We start from the raw sequence: 17,368 nt of genomic DNA, 5'->3' as shown, positions 1-17,368 counted from the left end.
ACAATAGCATCCAGCAATGGGTGCTATTTGCATTTATTTACCATGCTCGTTTAATAGAATGCTGAATTTGTCTTATTTTTGGAGACTATTAAAATACAAAATTATGTCGTTAGAAAATTTTTCAGAAAAATTAAATCAAAGTCCAGAAAGTATAGATTTCGCAGAAGTGATTGCATTAATAGATGCCAATTACGATTTTACGCCAACTGCTTTCCAAAACGGAGAAACACGCAATGAAGCAGGACAGAATTCTGGTTCTTGCAAATTATTTTCATTTGCTCAGGTACAAAATTTGACACAAGCACAAACCTTAGCTTGCTTTGGAGCATTTTATAGAGTAGATGTTTTAGAGAATCCGACGGGAGATAATCACCAAAACATCCGAAATTTTATAAAATTTGGATGGGATGGAATAAAATTTGAAGGAATTGCCCTTTCGCCAAAAGCATAAGACGTCCAAAAAACGCTTGTTGTTTATCTCAAAAAGGTAAACAACAAGTCATGAAAATGCTCTTTATTGAGAATAATTAAAAAAAGTTTAAATTATTTTCAATGATAAATAATTGATTATCAATGTGATTAATAATATTATTATTTTTTTAAATATTAAGGCTTGCATAATTAATAGAGAACGTGTAATTTTGCACCACGTTAAAAGAAACGGTAATAGTATTTTGGTTTCATAGCTCAGCTGGTTCAGAGCACCTGCCTTACAAGCAGGGGGTCCTAGGTTCGAATCCTAGTGGGACCACCACTTTAAGTCCTCATTAAGTAATTTTTGAGGACTTTTTTGTTTTAAATCCAATCTCAATACTATGATTAATAAAGTAATTTCTGGTGCCGATGAAGCCGTAGCAGATATAAAAGATGGTTCTGTACTTATGATGGGCGGTTTTGGCTTGTCTGGCATTCCTGAAAATTGTATTTCAGCCTTACTTCGTACAGGTGTGAAAAATCTGACTTGTATTTCAAATAATGCTGGCGTTGACGATTTTGGCATTGGCTTGCTTTTGCAAACTCGTCAAGTAAAAAAAATGATTTCTTCGTATGTAGGCGAAAATCAAGAATTTGAACGTCAATTATTAGCTGGAGAGTTGGAAGTTGATTTAATACCACAAGGTACACTTGCTGAGCGTATGCGTGCAGGTGGTGCGGGTATTCCTGCATTTTTTACGCCTGCGGGAGTAGGAACAGAAGTTGCCGAAGGAAAAGAAATGAGAGAATTTGATGGTAAAATGTATTTGATGGAACGTTGGTTAAAGGCTGATTTTGCTATTGTTAAAGCATGGAAAGGCGATACCGCAGGAAATTTGATTTATCGTGGAACTGCCCAGAATTTTAATCCTATGGCAGCCGCAGCAGGAAAAATCACGATTGCAGAAGTAGAAGAATTAGTACCTGTTGGCACACTTGACCCTGCCCAAATTCATACGCCCGGAATTTACGTTCAAAGAATTTTTCAAGGGAAAGATTATGAAAAACGTATCGAGAAAAGAACAGTTAGGGGCTAAGGTGTGAATGAGGGAATTGTGATTTATTTTTTTTAAATATATTTTTTTGTTACCAAATAAAAATCCTTTACGACTAAATGGTTGTAAAGGATTTTTTATGAATATACTTCAAAGAAATCTGCGATGCCCTTAACGTTTTATCTCTAATAAACTTATGTCAAATCTTATAGCCCATAGAGACGCACTGCTCACAGTGGATTCTAAACGAAATATTGCTTTATTTATCGACCGTATCATTATGCTGAAAGGAGAGGGTAATTATACTCTTTTTCATTTACGTGACGGAAAGGCAAAAATGTTTGCTCATTGTATCAATACTTATGAGGAAATTTTGCAAGCCAAAGGTTTTTTGCGTGTTCACAAGTCATTTATGGTTAATCCACAATACGTAATTGATTATAATTCTGATGATAGTAAATTGGTTTTGCAAAATAATCTGACGGCATCAGTTTCTCGCAGGCGAAAAGGTATTTTGAAGGAAGTTTAGAGGTAGGTCGTAGGTATGAGGTATGATTTCGTAGGTATGAGGTATGAGGTATGATTTCGTAGGTATGAGATTTTATTTATTGGCAGGAATTAATTAACCTCATAAATACTTACTACCTCATACCTACTACCTCATACCTTTGACTCGCTTTTATTAATCGTTTTTTAATGGCTTTTACAAAATGTTCAGGACTCAAAACCTTCATCACTTCGCCAAAACCCAAAATTTCCTTTTCTAATTCATAATTGTGTTGTACTTTAATTTCAATGATAATTCCGTCTTCGTTTCTTTCAATGACTTTTTGAGAATGATGTAAAGGCTTGGTTTCTACGTAAGGGGCGTGTTGAGCAACGACAAAAATCTTCACATTCATGGGTCGTAAATTATTTACGGTCACGCCAATAACGTTTTTATAGTATTCTTCGGGAATAAGGTCTTGATTTTCTGTATATGCTACATCGTCGGATAAACTTACGTCGATAATTCTATCTAATGCCAAACTTGAAATTGAACCGTTTTGCTTACGAACTCCTACCGCAAACCAACGATTTTTAAATTCCTTTAGCCACCAAACATGAAAGAAAAATACGTTTGGTTCTTTTGCTTTAAAGGATTGGTAGGTCATTTTGATAGCTTTTTTCTGGATAACCGCTTGGTACAAAATATCCAAATATGCCAAACCCTTCAAATTATCATTTTTCTCAAAATCAATAACTGGCGATTTCTTTTTTCCTACCGAATACACATGGTCTTCTAATTTTTGGACAACTTCATTTAACTGCTCAAAGTGCGAAAACCCTTTGAATTGTTTTAGCATTTCAACCGCTTCGTTCATCCGTGAAAGGTCAGTATCAGAAATGGGAATATTGGTAATGCTATAATTGTGGTCTTCGTAGGTATAATATTTTTTCTCCAAAACTACAATTGGAGCGAAATAGCCCAACTTATCACTTCTCATCATCTGAATATCATTCTGGATTGTCCGTTTACTGATGGTTTCGATGCCTTCATATTCATAAAGTGTATCCGACACTTTTTCAATTAAATCTTCCAATGTCCATTTTCGGAATCGGTTTCTCAAACAAGTATCAATGGTTTTATAGCGGATAAGGGCGTTGCGGTTGGCTGGCATATTGTTGGATTTTAGATTAGAACGCAGATTACGCTGATGCAAGCAACGCAGATTTAAAAGGATTTTTATTTATCTGTTAAAATCTGTATGTCATAAATTCACGATTCGCAATTCGCAAATCGTGAATTTTTATAAATATCTAAATTATTTTTTATCTACGCAAATAGATTGCGTAGTAGGTTTTCAACTTTGTATCATCAAATTAATAATCATGGTTGATTAACAATGTTGGTTTCTGTATAGCCACGTAGTGTCGGGATAATAATTGCCGATATGCTATCGAAGGTTTATTGTTTGATGTATAACCTGTTTGTCGGAGGTTCGAATCCTTCTCTCAGCAATGAGATAACTCAGTCTGGTAGAGTAACAGAAAATCGCAGGTTCGAATCCTGCCGTCGAGTGATTGACGTAGCTAAGTTGGTAAAGCACCACTCTTTCAAGTGGATTCCAAGGATTAAAAAACAGTTCAGATTGGTCTGCGTAATGATTTCCCAAAGAATGATTTACAATTTGCCAAAAGCCTGAAAATGATGGATACCGTAATGTGATTGGTTTGTACTTTTTAATTGAATTTAGCTTTTGGTTACAATGAAAATTAATGTCATAAACATTGATAAAATTCTGAAAGCCGATTGCTAATAAATTTTAAAAACTACTCAACAATTATTTACTAAAATCAGATTCCGTTTTCGATAAATGGATTAATCTGACTGTTTTTAAAAAACGAAAACAAATAAAACGATGAAATATGTAACAATTAACGCCTATAAAATGGGCTTAGTATTCAAAAATGGAGCTTATAAAAAAGCTATTTCAGAAGGAAATCACTGGTTAATGCCTTTTGAAAATCTACAACAATTTGACATGACACAGCCTTTTGTTTCGTCTGTGCATTTAGATATTTTATTGAAAGACGAAACGCTAAAAACTCAATTGGAAGTCGTTGAAGTTCAGGATAATGAAATTGTTTTGCAATACGAAAACGGTTTGTTTAAAACTATCTTGACGGCTGGGAAATACGCTTTCTGGAAAGGGATTATAACCTATAAATTCGTGCGTGTTGATACGAGCAAAATTGAAATTACGGAAGAAATTCCTGCAAATATATTGGTGAATAAATTGGGAGCGTACATTCGTGGATACGTCGTAGAGTCGCATGAAAAGGCGTTATTGTTTGTTAATGGCAAATTTGAGCGACTTTTAGAAGGCGGAACTTATTATTGGTGGAAAAACAATATTACGATTCACGTAGCTAAAATTGATACTCGCCAAATGCAAATAGAATTGTCGGGACAAGAGATTTTGACGAAAGACAAAGCCTCTTTACGAATCAATTTTTATGCTCAATACAAAGTTACAGACATTGTAAAAGCGGCTTTGGAGAACAAAGACCACGAAAAACAATTGTATGTTTTGGTACAATTGGCATTGCGTGAATTTGTGGGAACATTGACTTTAGACGAGCTTTTGGAGAAGAAAGAATCTCTCGCTCCTGCGATTTTGACATCACTTGCTACCAAAACGACTTCTTTGGGCGTAGAGGTTTTGAACTGTGGAATCCGTGATATTATTTTACCGGGAGAAATGCGTGAAATTATGAATCAGGTATTGGTGGCTGAGAAAAAAGCACAAGCCAACATCATTATGAGACGTGAAGAAACGGCGTCAACTCGTAGCTTATTGAATACGGCAAAATTGATGGAAGAAAACGATATGTTATTCAAATTGAAAGAAATGGAATACGTGGAGAAAATTGCCGACAAAATCAATAATATTTCGGTTTCGGGCGGAGGGCAGTTTTTGGAACAAATGAAGGCGATGTTTAGTCCTGTTAGGTAGAATAATGGCTAATTATGATTTTGTAATTAGCCATTATCAAAATATTAGCGACTTTTTATCAGTTCTTTCAATCTACGAAGGATAAATACAATTTGGGTTAAATCTTCTAAATTAGAAGCATCAAATTTATGGCTTACAAAATATTCACTTCCTTGTAAAAGTGTGAAGTTCCAAATACTACCCACTAACCATGCTCCATAAATGGGTTTATTATCTGCGTTTTTGTATTGAGCAACCAACATTGCCGCTAACATTTGTGCTTCGGGGTCGTTGCTATCTCCTTTTTGCTTTTTAAATTCTTGGAGGAAAAAATAGGGCGTTTTTGGAGTCGAAATTCCCGCAGGAGAAGCTAAAAGACAATCACAAATTACGCCGATTTTAGTTCCATTGAAAGTTGCATTCATTGGACGTTCGTAGAATGAAATAATCTTGTCTTCTTCTTCAATATCAGCCAAATCGAAAAGCAGACTAATGAATTTCATTTTTAGCTCTTCCTCATTCCAACCATCACCAGATTTTAAGGCTTTGCGGTAAAGTTTTTCGATTCGTTCAGATTCTCCTGAGTTTAGTACACCTTTGGCAGTAACCCACTCGTCAATCAATTTACCTTCTCGTAATCGTGGTAAATTGAAATGCACTAAAATTGAATCAGTATCCAAAGGTAATTTACTAATTTGTTCCATCTTCTTGATTTGTTATTTATACGAAATTACGGATTTTTGAAGGTAATTAAAATAAAATTATAATTACGCAAATAGACTGCGTAGTGGGTTTTTAGCTTTGTATCATCAAATCAAACAACATGAACACCAAACAACTAAACCAACTAATTGCCGATAACTACATCATTGTCAATAAACATCCAACGGCAGATTTATATATCTATAATTATTCGCAAAAAGCTCAATACGACCGTGTTTGGAATGAGTGGACTTTGGCTTGTCGGGGCTTGATTTTGGATGGAAATTATCAAGTCGTGGCTCGTCCGTTTCAGAAGTTCTTTAATTTGGGTGAGCATGAAAATCAAGAAATTCCGAATGAACCTTTTGAAGTTTTTGAGAAAATGGACGGCTCTTTGGGGATTTTGTATTGGCTTGATGACAAACCACATATCGCTACTCGTGGGTCGTTTACGAGTGAGCAGTCGGAGGTAGCAACGGAAATGCTTCATACGCAATATGCTGAGGTAATTCCGCTTTTAGATAAATCAAAAACGTATTTATTCGAGATTATTTATCCCGAAAACCGTATTGTTTTGGATTATGGAAATGAGCGTAAATTGGTTTTATTAGCAATTGTTGATACCCAAACAGGCGAAGAAACCAACGTAGAGACGTTGCCTGCAACGTCTTCTGAAGAACAATATTTTCCAATAGTCAAACGATACAATGGGTTAAACGATTTATCTAAATTGAAACAATTAGAAGAAGATAACAAAGAAGGATTTGTCGTGAAATTTAAGAGTGGGTATCGACTAAAAGTTAAATTTGAGGAATACCAACGAATTCATCGAATAATTTCGCAAGTTTCTACTTTGAGTATTTGGGAATATTTGAAAACAGGACAAGATTTATTACCATTTTTGGATAGAGTTCCCGATGAATTTTATGATTGGGTAAAAGCTACGCACGCTAAATTCTTAGAAAAATTTGCCGAAATTGAAACGAAATCCAAGCAAGAGTTTAAGGTTTTGGAAGACAGAAAAGCGACCGCTATGTATTTTCAAACTTGTCAATATCCTTCAGTTTTATTCAAAATGTTGGACGAACAGCCTTATGACCAATTAATCTGGAAAATCATTAAACCTGATTATCAAAAACCTTTTGTTGATAAATTTGATGAGATTTATTAGACCACAGATTTTACAGATTAGACGGATTTAAGCGGATAAAATGTTAAACTAAATCAGTTCAATCAGTAAAATCTGTGGTCTATTTTTAATTCGAGAAAATGAACATAATATTTAAAACCATAGTAGGTAGTCAAGCATACGGGACAAATACCGTTGGGTCGGATACGGACCATAAAGGTGTGTACATTCAGCCTGTCCGTGAGTTGGTGGGCTTTGGTTACAAAGAACAAATTGAAGTTAGTAAGGACGAATGTTATTATGAGGTTCGGCGGTTTTTGCAGTTGCTTCAATCGGCTAATCCTACGATGTTGGAATTGCTTTTTATGCCCGAAGATTGCATTATCGAAAAACATCCAGCCTTTGATTTAATTCTCCAAAATCGTGATAAGTTCTTGACAAAGAAATGTTTACATTCTTTTGGCGGTTATGCCGTTGCCCAAATAAAAAAAGCAAAAGGTTTGGATAAAAAGATGAATTGGGAAAAGGATAAAATGGTTCGGAAGTCATTGATGGATTTTTGCTTTATTTATCAAAATGGGAAAACCTTACCTTTAGAAAGCTTTTTATCCGAGAATAATTTAGAAGAAAAACATTGTGGATTGGTCAATTTAGCCCATTTTAAAGATTGTTACGCCTTTTATTATGATGCTTCCAAACAATTGGGTTATCGGGGAATTATGGCTGAAAATGGGGACAATGTCAGGCTAAGTTCTGTACCGATAGGGGAGAAGGATTTAACGATTTTGTATTTTAATAAGGAAGGCTATTCAAGCCATTGCAAGGATTTTGTGCAATATACCGATTGGCTGAAAAATCGAAATACGCAACGGTATGTAGATATTGAGAGTCATGGACAGCAAATTGACGGCAAAAATCTCTTGCATTGTCAGCGGTTGTTGGACATGGCTTTGGAGATTGCCGAACAAAAAACAATCATCGTCAGGAGACCAAATGCCCAAGATTTATTGAAAATTCGTAGAGGAGAAATTGATTTGGAACGCTTTATGGAAAAAGCCGAAGCGGATATTTTAAAGCTAAATTCCTACTTTGAAAAAAGTGATTTGCCCGATGATGTGGATAAGGATTTTGTGAATGAGTTGTTGTTGGGGGTGAGGAGCAAAGTGGCATAGTGACAAAGGAGCAAAGTTTCAAAGGAGCATAGTAACAAAGTGGCATAGTAAGAAAGTAACGGAGTGACAAAGGAGCATAGTAACAAAGTGGCGGAGTGACAAAGGAGCATAGTAACAAAGTGGCGGAGTAACAAAGTGGCGGAGTGACAAAGGAGCATAGTAACAAAGTGGCGGAGTGACAAAGGAGCAAAGAAAAAAGTTTAAGCATTTACTACTTTGCTCCTTTGTTCCTCCGTCCTCTGCTCCTTCACTCCTTAAAATAAAACATAATGAAAAAACTATTAATACTACGTGGGTTGCCTGCAAGCGGGAAATCCACTTATGCGAAAAATTTATTAACTGAAAATCCGCACGTTTGGAAACGACTGAATAAAGACGAATTACGGGCGATGTTGGATAATTCGGTACATAGTAATCCCAACGAAAAGTTTGTGGAGCGTGTCCGTGATTTTATGCTCGTGGAGGCTTTGAAAGAAGGAAAGCACGTGGTGATTGACGATACCAATTTGTCAGATAGACCAATTGAAAGAATTACGCAAGTCGTTCAAAAATACATGAAAGATTCGGGCGATAAAGTACATATTGAGATAAAAGGTTTTGATACGTCGCTGGAAGAATGTTTGGAACGAGACGAAAAACGGGAGAAAAAAGTAGGTCGAGACGTAATTATGCGAATGTATAAACAACACATTCTGAAAGATGAACGTGGACCACATTATCAAGAACAAGACGATACTTTACCACCTGCCATTCTTTGTGATATTGATGGAACATTAGCCATTATTCACGACCGAAGTCCATTTGATACCAAACGTTGCGAGACAGATTTATTAAATACTCCTGTGGCAGAAATCGTGAAAATGTACCATGAAAAAGGGGTGAAAATAATTTTAATGTCGGGGCGAGAAGATAGTGCGAGAAGTCAAACTATGAATTGGTTATCGTACAATAAAATTCCGTACAATGCCTTGTATATGCGTTCTGCGGGTGATGTGCGAAAAGATGCCATCATAAAAAAAGAATTGTACGAAAAACACGTCAAAGGACAGTTTTTCGTACAATTCGTATTAGATGACCGAAATCAAGTAGTTGATTTATGGCGTTTAGATTTGGGTTTATTATGTCTGCAAGTTAATTATGGAGACTTTTGACGTAACACAGACTTTAGTCTGTATGTAGAATAAACAGACTAAAGTCTGTGTTACGTTACTCAGATAAATGAAAACTAATTGGTAAAGTAAATCTTACTGCAACAGCTCTACCTGATTGTTTTCCGGGCGACCATTTTGGCATCAATTTTACTACTCTCTGTGCTTCTTCATCACAACCAAAACCGATTCCCTTCAGTATATCAACTTTGGTGATACTTCCATCTTGCCCAACTACAAATTGCATGAAAACTTTTCCTTCTACATTAGCATTGGCGGCAGAGGTAGGATAACGTAGGTTTTTCTGTAAAAACTTCGCTAATGCTTCCATTCCACCCATGAATTCTGGATTTTGCTCAACCGTTATAAATTCTTGATTACTTTCTTCTGTTTTAACGGCTACTGGCATTTCTGGTTGAGATGCTTTATTAGCGTCGGGGTCTTCTGTTGGGATTGGTTCGTCAACGCCAATAATATTTTGCGTTCCGATATTTGTTGCTTCACTCAAAACATCTTGGTCGGGAGGTAATTCCGTTGCTTTGGAATCATCAACAATTTCAGGTTCCATAAATCTTACTTGACTTCTCACTTGCGGTTCTGGTTCAACTGGTGGAGGAGGAGTAACAGGTTCGATGGGTTTGACTTCTTCTTTTGGAGGTTGTTCCATAACTAACACATCTGCAATTACTTCTCTTCTTATATCTTTATCCACTTTTGCCCAAAGCATAGGTGTAAGTATTGCCAAACAAAATAGTCCAATGCCAATAATTAAGGATTTTCTGATAACGTTTTGGTAGTCAGCTCGTAAAATGTAAGCTCCATAGCTTTTGTTACGATTTTGGAAAACAATGTCCTCCAATGTTTCGAGATTTTCTTGGTGATTTTCCATGATTGATTATTGTTTGAAGTTTAACTATTTCTTTAGTTGATTTAATTTTTAAAAAAGCCCAAGCAGGGCAGGGTAAATAAACTATCTATTTAGTTGATTTAGGGTTTTAAAATCCCCACTTGTTGGGGTGGGGGAGCTAATTTGTTTGAACTGAGATTAAGTTGATTAAATGATTTTCTTTTTTGTTTGAACTAAGATTGATAGAATTAAATGAATTTAGGATTATTAGCAACGATGTTTAATCTTAAATTTGAACCAAGATTAACAGGATTAAATGATTTTAGGAATATCTGTAACAATGTTTAATCTTAAAATCATTTAATCTCATAAATCTTAGTTTAAACAGTTTATTTCGATAATTGGAAATTAATCGGTATCGTAAAACGGCTTCTTACATTTTTACCACTTTGTTTGCCTGCTTCCCATTTAGGAATTGACTTCAAAACTCTCAAAGCTTCTTGGTCTAAACTCTCATTTTCGGTAGATTTCAAAACTTCAAAATTTTCGCCAGAGCCATCTGTATTGATAACAAATTGGACATAAATTTTTCCTTGAATTTTTGCTTTTTGAGCAGCTTCTGGATATTTTAAATTGTCTTGTAAATATTTGGCAAATGCCTCCATTCCTCCCGGAAACTCAGCTTGTTGTTCAACAGCATTAAAAACCTTATTTGTATCTTGTTTACTTTGTTGAAACGTTTTTACTTCATCAACCAAGGCAGGGCTGATAATCAGTGCTTTAGATAGGTCAATACCTTCCTCTGCCAATACTTCTCTGGCTGATTTTCTGACGGTTACTTCTTCTAAATGTGAATCTGTGATTCCATCAATTTTTGATTCTATATTCTTTAGTTCTTTGTTCGCCAATGTTGCCGACGAAACAACAATCATCACCATAAAAAGAGGTGCGATGAGTCCGTATTTCATCAAAGCCGTTTGGTTTGAACGTTCTTGTTGTAGCATTTTTATTCTTGTTTTTAAAAGGGAAGAATTAAAGAAATTATTGGTTAACGGAATTGCTTGTACGCCAAATTGTTCTTGGAATAAAAGCATCGCATAGTCCGCCTTTGAGGCTTCGTTACGACTTGCCACTTCGTCTGCAATAAACTCGTGAATGTGTTTTATTGAGTTTTTGTAGAAATACACAACAGGATTGAACCAGTTGAATATCGCAATTAATTCAAACAGCATCACATCGGCAGAGTGTAACTGACGAATATGGACAAACTCGTGTTTCATAATGGTAGAACGTTGCTTTAACTCTTTGCTTACGAATAGCATATTGAAAAACGAAAAAGCTTGTTTTGAGTCTTTCTGAGTTGTTTTTAGCTTCATCATTTTGCCGAGATAAACTAAATTTCCACTGAAACGGGCAATACCTACAAGAATTCCAATGATGTAAAATACCGCCATAAAATCGCCCAAAGTGAGAGAATGAGCTTGTTTTTTAACGGCAACATAGAAAATTTGCGGGTCATAAAATACCTCTATCGTCTGCGAAACTTGTTCAGTCACAAACCAACTACGTACCCATTCCGACTGCATCAATGGTATGAAAAAAGCCAACGCTGCCGATGCCACCAAGTAGCCACGATTGAGGTTAAAGAACGTTTCTGAACGCAACAAAAGGCGATAAAAACCGTAGAATAAAATCAAATATAAATTCACTTGGAGGAGGTAATTGAGCCAGTTCATATTTTATTTGTGATTTATAGAATGAATAATTGAGAGATTTATGGAGCTTGTGATTAAGGGAATAATTTAGTGATTTAACGAATTAGTGATTGAGTGTAAAATTTAGATTATTATTTTCAAGAAAATAAATGAATGAAAATGAACTTAAAATATATCAATTCACTTTTAATACCTAATACCTAATACCTAATACCTAATACCTAATACCTAATAGTTTTTCATCTTCCTTCGTAATCCCCACAATAGCGTAGTGTTTGTTATTGGTGATGACCATTTCGTCTAATAAATCTACCATATTGCGGTATTTGGCTTTGTCGGTTGACTTGATGACAACGGTAAAAGCTTCACCAATTTTTCGTTTATAATCAAATAAAACTTCACGAATACCTTTGTCAGAAAAATCAGTTGTTTTTACTGTTGGATTACACTCTGTTCCTTGATAATAATGCACTTTGTTGTCGGCATCAATTACTACATTTAATGATTCAGAACAACGCACAGGAGAGCTTAATCCTCTATCAGTTTTATCAGGCATATTCAGTTGCATAACCACAGGTTTCATCAGCGAAGTAGTTAGCATAAAGAATGTTATCAATAAAAAGCCTAAATCTACCATCGGGGTCATGTCGATTTTAGTAGATAATTTGTGGCTACGTTTTTTGCCTTTTGGGGCTTGGTCGGATGCAGATATTTCAGCCATGTTTTTAATTTAGTTGTGAATTGTGAATGAGTGAGTTGTGATTTTACTCACAAATAGAACTGTTGTAGAACTAATTTAGTTAATCCGATTTCACTTCCCGAAAGTTTTAAAACTTTCGGGAAGTTTGTCTAAATATATTTTTTAACTGGTGTAGAACTAATTTAGTGTTTGATTTCTGTACTCAGTAATTTTTATGATTGTGTGAACTAAAGACAATTATGAAAAGCTTTTCCCTTTTTATTTAGTAGATGCAGAAGAATCTGTTTTTCCATAAATGTTTTTTGCGGACAAGGCTGTCCGTGTTACTTTTCTTCTTCCTTCATTTTGTTAATCATCGCCAAAATTTGGTCAGCATCTTTTACGTCGATTTTTCCTTTTTTAGAGAAAAATGAGAAAAGACTTGAAAACGAATTCTCAAAATAACCTTCTACTAATTTTTCGGTAGCATAAGAACTGTAATTTTCTTTGCTCACAATCGGGAAATATTCGTGTGATTTTCCGTAAGCATTATGACTGACAAATCCTTTTTCCTGCAAAATCCTGATAATGGTCGAAACCGTATTATAAGCAGGTTTTGGTTCTGGCAATTCGTCTAAAACGTCTTTAACGAATCCCTTTTCTATTTGCCAAAGCACCTGCATTATCTGCTCTTCGGCTTTAGTAAGTTCTCTTTCTGGTTGCATGATTTTATGCTTTTATATGCTGATTGTGATACCTTAATTGTTAATTCTGAAACAAACATATAACTAATATTTTAGTTTACAAACTATTTGTTTAGTTTTTTGAAATATTTTTATAAAAAGCATAAAAAAAGCGGTTTTAAACCGCTCTTTTCTTTAAATAGATTTTCAAAAGTTATCTCACAATTACAATTTCTCCATTTTCTAATTACCAATAACTAATCTCCATTTACTTCATTATTTTCTTCGAGGTGGTAATAATGCGGTTACAGTAATCTCAATATTGGCACCACTTGCAAGTCCAGAAACGGCAACTGTGCTACGAGTAGGGAAGTTTGACGTAAAATATTTGCCATAAATAGTATTCATTTTTTGAAAATCATCTATGTTTTTTAGATAAATTGTGGTACTCAGAATATCTTCTAATTTTGCCCCACCTGCCGTTAAAATAGCTTTGATATTCTCTATAATTTGTGCCGTTTCTGCTTCTACACCGCCTTCAACTAATTTTCGAGTCGTTGGATTTAAGCCAATTTGACCAGAAACAAATAAAAATCCGTTTGCCTTAATCCCTTGACTGTACGGAGCGATTGGCACAGGAGCTTTGTCGGTTTTGATGATTTCTTTATTTTGAGCGATAATTTCCAAAGAAGTGAAAAGGAATAAGATTGATAAAAAGGATGCTTTCATAGTTGTTATTATTTTTACTTATCAATTTACAATTTTCACTTTTGAGATTCAAAAAGTTTTGCAATTAACCTTCGTCGCTCACTAAACTTTTAACTTTCTTCGCATTTTTAGATTGATTGAAACGATAATTGAGCGTCAGATTTATTTGTCGAATTCTAAATTGCGACATTCCTTCTGAATAAAAAGTGTCTCCCTGCGTCGTATAACGCATTTTTCGAGTATTGAATAAATCGGTTATATTAAAATTTAACGTTCCTTTGCCGCCAAAAACTTCTTTGCTCATCGACAAATCAACATAGTATAATGCTAAGCGTTCGCCTTGTGCCGTTTTTTGTGGAGCTTCATAATTTCCTCTTACTTGTAAATCAAAACTTTTAGCAATTGTAAATCTTGAAGTTTGGCGTACAAACCAACTTACTGTTTTTCTTTTGTATAATTCGCTAATATTACTTCCGTCAATATCAGCTTGGAAGAAATTGAAGTTAAAATCTAACTTCCACCATTTGTAAAGGTTGTATTGGCTTGTTAATTCTAAACCAAAACTTTTTTCGCCATTCAAATTTTCGGGACGAGTTCTTGAAAAACCTGTTGAATCCACTCTTCTAATTCTATCAATTTTTCCTTGTGTATCTCGGTAAAAAAGAGAAGAAGTGATAGAACCTTTTTCAAAATATTTAATGTGTCCTAATTCAAAAACATTGCTAAATTCTGGATTCAAATCTGGATTTCCGCCAAAGAAATTTCTACTATCTGGAAAAGAGAAAAATGGACTTAAATCATTGTAAAAAGGTCTTCTTACCCTACGGCTATAACTCAATTGTAGAGCATTTTCTTTGGGTAAATTGTAGGTGAAATGTACGCTTGGGAACAAATTAGCGTATTTTCTTGGATTTACTTCGTTGGTTTCTCGCAAGGTTGTTTTTACGTCTGTCCATTCTGCTCTTAAACCTGCCTGATACGAAAATTTCTTGGTTTTATTGCCTAATATTCCATACCAAGCGTTGATATTTTCATTGTAAATAAAGTAGTTTTTTAAGCCTTGTACCACCGCCCATTGTCCAGATTCGTTGCGTTGTGTAACGATATAATCATTCACCATATCTCTAAAACTGCTGCGTACACCTGTTTCAAATTTTCCTTCTTTGCCAATTGGTTGCACGTAATCCACCTGTACGAGCCACTGTTTTTCGTATTCATCGTTCAACGAATTTTGGAGAGAAGTATTCGCTTTATCTGCTGAACCATCTTTGAAAATAGCATTTTGCGTAAAGACTTGATTGGAACGTTCCCAGTTATCCAAGAAACGAACATCAGCCGAAAGAGAATGGTTTTTCTTGGTAAAATCCTTCTTATAACTCAACGCATATTCCGAATTTGGTTCTTGTTCGTCTTCTGTTTGGTTTCGGAAAGTCGTTCTGAAAACACTTTTATCTGTTGCCAATAAATCATGATAAACAATATCTAAATTGCGGTGAGCATCGCTTCTTTTGAATAAATAAGAAGCCGTTAAAATGCTTTTGTCGCTGAAAAAATAGTCTAAACCACCTCTAATATTGTTGTTTAATCCACTCACTTCATTTTCACTTGATTGGTCATAAATGGCTTTTTGTCCATTCACAATGGCTTCTTGATAGCTATTTCCTTTTCCCGGAGATTTACGATATGAAAGTCCGTAATTGATAAAGAAATTGACTTTTTTGTGACGATAATTCAAATTTCCTCCGATTCCATAATTGGTTGGATAGCCCGTAATTAGCTCCAATGAACCGTTAAAGCCTTGTCTTTGGTCTTTTTTCAAGATAATATTGATGATACCCGCCATACCTTCGGCTTCGTATCGAGCAGACGGATTGGTGATAATTTCAACTCTTTCTACCATATTTCCTTGTAATTGTTGCAAGCCTGCACCACCCTTAAAACTGACTAAGCCAGAGGGTTTTCCGTCAATCAAAATTCTAACATTATCGCTACCACGTAATTTTACGCCACCGTCTGGGTCAACTGAAATGGAGGGAATATTAGTCAGTAAATCGCTGGCAGAACCACCTGCGTTTGCCAAGTCTTTGCCGACGTTGAATATTTTTTTATCCAATGCCAAAACCATGGTGCTTTTTTCGGCTCTGACTTCCACTTCTGCAAGTGTACTGCTCGAAACTTCCAATTTTATCGTTCCTAAATCAACGATATTTTGTTCTTTTGAAAGAGAAAATTCTGCCGTTTTAAAATTTTTATAGCCCATAAATTCAATTTCGGCAATATATTTCCCGAAGTTGATATTTAAAGAAATTTCGCCTTTTTCATTGGCAATGTTTCCTGTAACTAATTTATTGTCAGAAACTTGTAAAATTTTCAAACTTGCGAAGCTTAATAGTTCGTCTGTTTTTGCATCAACAATTTTGGCTTTTATTGTTCCTTTCGACTGTGCTTGTGTATTGGTACAAAAACAAAAAATGAGTAAAATGAAGCAATAGAGAGATAGTAAAGATTTTTTCATTGAGGTTATTTTGGATATTCAGAAAAATAAAACAAAGGTCGTTGTTTTTACCTCAAATGTTAGGATGGTCTATACATAAAATAGATGAAATTGCTGTTTGTAGCTTTCAACGGCTCAATTTTAGGAATAAAAAAAGGTTGACAAATTTGCCAACCCTTTAAAAAAATCAATTTTCAATATGTTATTTCTGTAAATAATCTCGTTTTCAGTTGTACAGATTTATTTAACGGTAATTTACCCAAGAAATTTCTTGATGAAAATATCAAAAACTTCAATAAGAATCAGAATAATAACAATCCATTCGAGGCGGGTAGATTCCCGATTTTGGAGAAGGTCGGTGAAAAGAGTTAGGTTATCTTGAACAATTTTGAGCTTATAGTCAATGTCTTGATAACGCATTTTTAGGTCAAAAGTTTTCTTTAAACCTTTGTCTATACGTTCTAAATGTTCATTTTCCCAAACAATATCTGGAGCATCAAAAATGTAAAGATTGTCAATAATACTGTTTTTGATATTGATGGTTCTGCCAATGAATTTCAGTAGGTCTTTTTTTGAATATTTGAATGTTCCTGTCTTTTCGAGTTCATCGGTTATTTCTCTGGAATCCTTAAAAATTTCAAGAGTTAGGTCTTCGTAATGGTCTAAGGCTACTGATTGACCAATATTTAACATCACAATTCTGATGGTATCGTCTGTGATTTCAGAAACGGTAATTGAATTATATTTTAGGACGATTGATACAGAAGGGTCGGTTTGTAAATCGAAATGCTCGTCATATTTTCCATCTACTTCATTTTCGACATATCCTTTGACAAACTTCAAAAATTCACTTTTTTCTAAATCCCCAAATCCTCCAAATACCACAATTCCATAACTTAATAAGTAGCAATATTTTTCGTCGTCTCGTTTATAAAAAAGCTCAGAATTATTAAATAGTATGGGCTGGCTTGCATAATCATTTCTAAATTTTTTAAGGTTTATAACTTCAGAGATTTGATAGGCTTCAATTTTCATAATATGGGTTGGCAGTTGGCAGTTATCAGTTAACAATGAACAGTTAACAGTTAGTAGTTCAGTTAATCTGTAATCAGCTATTTGTGAATATTAAACAGTTAGCAGTTA

16 protein-coding genes and 1 tRNA gene are annotated in these 17,368 nt (G+C 34.8%); 8 read left to right on the top strand and 9 right to left on the bottom strand.

The features are described from left to right. Positions 1–103: 103 nt before the first annotated feature. The 4 genes from LV89_RS04830 to LV89_RS04815 all read left to right on the top strand — a co-directional run bounded on the left by LV89_RS04830 (position 104) and on the right by LV89_RS04815 (position 1,998). Entirely contained in the window at positions 104–451 is a 348-nt protein-coding gene (locus LV89_RS04830; protein ID WP_109741743.1) for a HopJ type III effector protein, read from the top strand. A gap of 225 nt (positions 452–676) precedes the next feature. Next, positions 677–754: transfer RNA gene (locus tag LV89_RS04825), tRNA-Val, on the top strand. 61 nt (positions 755–815) lie between these two features. After that, a complete protein-coding gene (locus LV89_RS04820; RefSeq protein WP_109741742.1) occupies positions 816–1,511 on the top strand; it encodes a CoA transferase subunit A in 696 nt (231 codons plus the stop codon). A gap of 154 nt (positions 1,512–1,665) precedes the next feature. Continuing rightward, a complete protein-coding gene (locus tag LV89_RS04815; RefSeq protein ID WP_109741741.1) occupies positions 1,666–1,998 on the top strand; it encodes a LytR/AlgR family response regulator transcription factor in 333 nt (110 codons plus the stop codon). A 112-nt stretch (positions 1,999–2,110) separates the two neighbouring features. Here LV89_RS04815 and LV89_RS04810 read toward each other — a convergent pair whose 3' ends face one another. Next, positions 2,111–3,130, bottom strand: a complete 1,020-nt coding sequence (locus LV89_RS04810) for a helix-turn-helix transcriptional regulator (protein ID WP_109741740.1) — start codon at positions 3,128–3,130, stop codon at positions 2,111–2,113. A 741-nt stretch (positions 3,131–3,871) separates the two neighbouring features. Here LV89_RS04810 and LV89_RS04805 point away from each other — a divergent pair. Then, the gene (locus LV89_RS04805; RefSeq protein WP_109741739.1) at positions 3,872–4,969 is read left to right on the top strand and encodes a slipin family protein; all 1,098 of its coding nucleotides are present in this window, start codon (positions 3,872–3,874) and stop codon (positions 4,967–4,969) included. Positions 4,970–5,013: 44 nt separating this feature from the next. On the opposite strand, the gene LV89_RS04800 is transcribed toward LV89_RS04805, so the two are convergent. Next, positions 5,014–5,652, bottom strand: coding sequence for a hypothetical protein (locus LV89_RS04800; protein ID WP_109741738.1), 639 nt, complete (start codon positions 5,650–5,652; stop codon positions 5,014–5,016). 119 nt (positions 5,653–5,771) lie between these two features. Here LV89_RS04800 and LV89_RS04795 point away from each other — a divergent pair, with 119 nt between their 5' ends. The 3 genes from LV89_RS04795 (at position 5,772) to LV89_RS04785 (ending at position 9,102) form a co-directional block, all read left to right on the top strand. Next, a complete protein-coding gene (locus tag LV89_RS04795; protein WP_109741737.1) occupies positions 5,772–6,821 on the top strand; it encodes a T4 RnlA family RNA ligase in 1,050 nt (349 codons plus the stop codon). A gap of 98 nt (positions 6,822–6,919) precedes the next feature. Next, the gene (locus tag LV89_RS04790) at positions 6,920–7,951 is read left to right on the top strand and encodes a DNA polymerase beta superfamily protein (protein ID WP_109741736.1); all 1,032 of its coding nucleotides are present in this window, start codon (positions 6,920–6,922) and stop codon (positions 7,949–7,951) included. Positions 7,952–8,220: 269 nt separating this feature from the next. After that, on the top strand, positions 8,221–9,102 hold the full coding sequence (locus LV89_RS04785; RefSeq protein ID WP_109741735.1) for a phosphatase domain-containing protein: 882 nt from the start codon (positions 8,221–8,223) through the stop codon (positions 9,100–9,102). 55 nt (positions 9,103–9,157) lie between these two features. On the opposite strand, the gene LV89_RS04780 is transcribed toward LV89_RS04785, so the two are convergent. The 7 genes from LV89_RS04780 to LV89_RS04750 form a co-directional block, all read right to left on the bottom strand. Beyond that, the gene (locus tag LV89_RS04780) at positions 9,158–9,988 is read right to left on the bottom strand and encodes an energy transducer TonB (RefSeq protein WP_109741734.1); all 831 of its coding nucleotides are present in this window, start codon (positions 9,986–9,988) and stop codon (positions 9,158–9,160) included. 347 nt (positions 9,989–10,335) lie between these two features. Continuing rightward, a complete protein-coding gene (locus LV89_RS04775) occupies positions 10,336–11,682 on the bottom strand; it encodes a M56 family metallopeptidase (RefSeq protein WP_109741733.1) in 1,347 nt (448 codons plus the stop codon). Between the two features lie 193 nt (positions 11,683–11,875). Further along, positions 11,876–12,382 carry an ExbD/TolR family protein gene (locus LV89_RS04770; RefSeq protein ID WP_109741732.1) on the bottom strand — a complete coding sequence of 169 codons (507 nt, stop codon included), beginning with the start codon at positions 12,380–12,382 and terminating at the stop codon, positions 11,876–11,878. A gap of 302 nt (positions 12,383–12,684) precedes the next feature. Next, positions 12,685–13,065, bottom strand: coding sequence for a BlaI/MecI/CopY family transcriptional regulator (locus LV89_RS04765; RefSeq protein ID WP_109741731.1), 381 nt, complete (start codon positions 13,063–13,065; stop codon positions 12,685–12,687). A 234-nt stretch (positions 13,066–13,299) separates the two neighbouring features. Continuing rightward, positions 13,300–13,752 carry a Rid family detoxifying hydrolase gene (locus LV89_RS04760; protein WP_109741730.1) on the bottom strand — a complete coding sequence of 151 codons (453 nt, stop codon included), beginning with the start codon at positions 13,750–13,752 and terminating at the stop codon, positions 13,300–13,302. 64 nt (positions 13,753–13,816) lie between these two features. Next, positions 13,817–16,246: a TonB-dependent receptor gene (locus LV89_RS04755; protein WP_109741729.1), complete on the bottom strand. Its 2,430-nt coding sequence runs from the start codon at positions 16,244–16,246 to the stop codon at positions 13,817–13,819. A gap of 234 nt (positions 16,247–16,480) precedes the next feature. After that, positions 16,481–17,260, bottom strand: a complete 780-nt coding sequence (locus LV89_RS04750) for an RMD1 family protein (protein WP_109741728.1) — start codon at positions 17,258–17,260, stop codon at positions 16,481–16,483. Positions 17,261–17,368 lie beyond the last annotated feature (108 nt).

Source organism: Arcicella aurantiaca (assembly GCF_003148625.1).
In the GTDB taxonomy this organism is placed as follows: domain Bacteria; phylum Bacteroidota; class Bacteroidia; order Cytophagales; family Spirosomataceae; genus Arcicella; species Arcicella aurantiaca.
This window is presented reverse-complemented; position numbering and strand designations above follow the sequence as displayed.

Excerpts from the sequence above, each read along its gene's own strand:
- LV89_RS04830 (WP_109741743.1), top strand. The coding sequence starts at position 104 with ATGTCGTTAGAAAATTTTTCAGAAAAATTAAATCAAAGTCCAGAAAGT.
- LV89_RS04820 (WP_109741742.1), top strand. The coding sequence starts at position 816 with ATGATTAATAAAGTAATTTCTGGTGCCGATGAAGCCGTAGCAGATATA.
- LV89_RS04815 (WP_109741741.1), top strand. The coding sequence starts at position 1,666 with ATGTCAAATCTTATAGCCCATAGAGACGCACTGCTCACAGTGGATTCT.
- LV89_RS04810 (WP_109741740.1), bottom strand. The coding sequence starts at position 3,130 with ATGCCAGCCAACCGCAACGCCCTTATCCGCTATAAAACCATTGATACT.
- LV89_RS04805 (WP_109741739.1), top strand. The coding sequence starts at position 3,872 with ATGAAATATGTAACAATTAACGCCTATAAAATGGGCTTAGTATTCAAA.
- LV89_RS04800 (WP_109741738.1), bottom strand. The coding sequence starts at position 5,652 with ATGGAACAAATTAGTAAATTACCTTTGGATACTGATTCAATTTTAGTG.
- LV89_RS04795 (WP_109741737.1), top strand. The coding sequence starts at position 5,772 with ATGAACACCAAACAACTAAACCAACTAATTGCCGATAACTACATCATT.
- LV89_RS04790 (WP_109741736.1), top strand. The coding sequence starts at position 6,920 with ATGAACATAATATTTAAAACCATAGTAGGTAGTCAAGCATACGGGACA.
- LV89_RS04785 (WP_109741735.1), top strand. The coding sequence starts at position 8,221 with ATGAAAAAACTATTAATACTACGTGGGTTGCCTGCAAGCGGGAAATCC.
- LV89_RS04780 (WP_109741734.1), bottom strand. The coding sequence starts at position 9,988 with ATGGAAAATCACCAAGAAAATCTCGAAACATTGGAGGACATTGTTTTC.
- LV89_RS04775 (WP_109741733.1), bottom strand. The coding sequence starts at position 11,682 with ATGAACTGGCTCAATTACCTCCTCCAAGTGAATTTATATTTGATTTTA.
- LV89_RS04770 (WP_109741732.1), bottom strand. The coding sequence starts at position 12,382 with ATGGCTGAAATATCTGCATCCGACCAAGCCCCAAAAGGCAAAAAACGT.
- LV89_RS04765 (WP_109741731.1), bottom strand. The coding sequence starts at position 13,065 with ATGCAACCAGAAAGAGAACTTACTAAAGCCGAAGAGCAGATAATGCAG.
- LV89_RS04760 (WP_109741730.1), bottom strand. The coding sequence starts at position 13,752 with ATGAAAGCATCCTTTTTATCAATCTTATTCCTTTTCACTTCTTTGGAA.
- LV89_RS04755 (WP_109741729.1), bottom strand. The coding sequence starts at position 16,246 with ATGAAAAAATCTTTACTATCTCTCTATTGCTTCATTTTACTCATTTTT.
- LV89_RS04750 (WP_109741728.1), bottom strand. The coding sequence starts at position 17,260 with ATGAAAATTGAAGCCTATCAAATCTCTGAAGTTATAAACCTTAAAAAA.